This is a genomic window from Acinetobacter sp. YH12096, from assembly GCF_013419215.1.
In the GTDB taxonomy this organism is placed as follows: Bacteria; Pseudomonadota; Gammaproteobacteria; order Pseudomonadales; family Moraxellaceae; genus Acinetobacter; species Acinetobacter amyesii.
The window spans coordinates 1-1,373 of record NZ_VPAM01000081.1; the positions used below are offsets into that span (position 1 = coordinate 1).

Consider the following 1,373-nt stretch of genomic DNA (forward strand, 5'->3'; position numbering starts at 1 on the left):
GGCATAGGTATCTACACAAATCCCAAGTTTTGGGTTAAATTGAAGAGCATGCTCTTCAATTTAATATCTCCCATCTTGATACACGTCTCGTCAGACGATACAACGCCCTCGTAAAGCTTAATATGAATCCTCTTGCTTCACTTGCCCCTGCAATTAAGGAAATGGCCTCTGCCCAGAAGTCCAGTTTTGCAACCACCCAGGCAGTTTGGCGATTTCTCAATAATGAAAAAGTCTCTTTCAAGCAATTGAATGAGCCAATACAGCGACTTGCATTTGAACAGATTGATCAATCCTCTCACCCTTATGCGCTGATTATTCATGATTGGTCTCAACTGCAATATGTGAAACATAACAATAAAACTCAGCGTCTTCAAAGAACCCATCAATATGATTCAGGCTATGAACTGCAAAGCAGTCTACTGGTTGATGCGGCATCGGGGCTTCCCATTGCACCATTGGCTCAAACGCTATCTGACGCATCAGGCTGTTATTCCACATTCAGTGAACAATACAGCGAGCGAAAAACCCATTTGGATTCACTCGCAGAACAAATCAAAACGATCGAACAGTATCCGGTTGAGAAAACAAAAGTTCATATCATTGATCGTGAAGGTGACTCAATTGCCCATCTAAGAGCGATGAGCAAGAATCGCTTCAAATGGCTGATTCGGGCCAAAGAAGGTCATCGAGTTGAGTATCACGGTCAGACATACAAAGTTGGCGAGATTGCAGAAAAGATAGAAACGCATTCAATCAAAAATATTTCTTACAAAGGCAATCAGCATACTTTACATGTGGGTGAGACCCATATACGCATAACACGCGCAGCAAAACCAAAGCAGAAAGATAGCTCAGGGAAGCGGGTTGCTCCTGAGCAGGGAGATGCTGTCGATGCAAGGCTGGTTGTTTCTGTCGTTAAGGATTGTGACGGTAAAATTGTGGCGAGATGGTGTTTGCTGAGTAATGTTGCAATGGATATAGATACAGCAGAATTGAGTACATGGTATTACTGGCGCTGGACAATTGAGTGTTATTTTAAATTGCTTAAGCAGGCAGGACATGACGTTGAGGCATGGCTACAAACGACACCTCAAGCAATCCTGAGAAGGCTACTGATCAGTAGTATGGCTTGTGTGCTGACATGGCGAGTACAGCGTGGTACAGATGAGCAGAATATAAGAATTCGGGCATTTCTCACCCGAATTTCAGGTAGGCAACAGAAAAGGGGAAAATTAGAAAGTGCCCCTGCCATACTGGCAGGGCTTTCAATACTATTGAACACTCTTCAGTTGTTGTCAGAGTATTCGTCTGATGAGCTGAATGCGATTGCTCAGATCGCATTCAATTTATAAAAAATGTGTAGATACCTATGC

1 protein-coding gene is annotated in these 1,373 nt (G+C 43.1%); it reads left to right on the plus strand.

The window, feature by feature from the left end:
* Positions 1 to 122: 122 nt before the first annotated feature.
* Complete coding sequence (locus FTU36_RS16540) at positions 123 to 1,352, plus strand: transposase (RefSeq protein ID WP_180005658.1); 1,230 nt, start codon at positions 123 to 125, stop codon at positions 1,350 to 1,352.
* The last annotated feature ends 21 nt before the right edge of the window (positions 1,353 to 1,373 follow it).

Excerpts from the sequence above, each read along its gene's own strand:
- FTU36_RS16540 (WP_180005658.1), top strand. The coding sequence starts at position 123 with ATGAATCCTCTTGCTTCACTTGCCCCTGCAATTAAGGAAATGGCCTCT.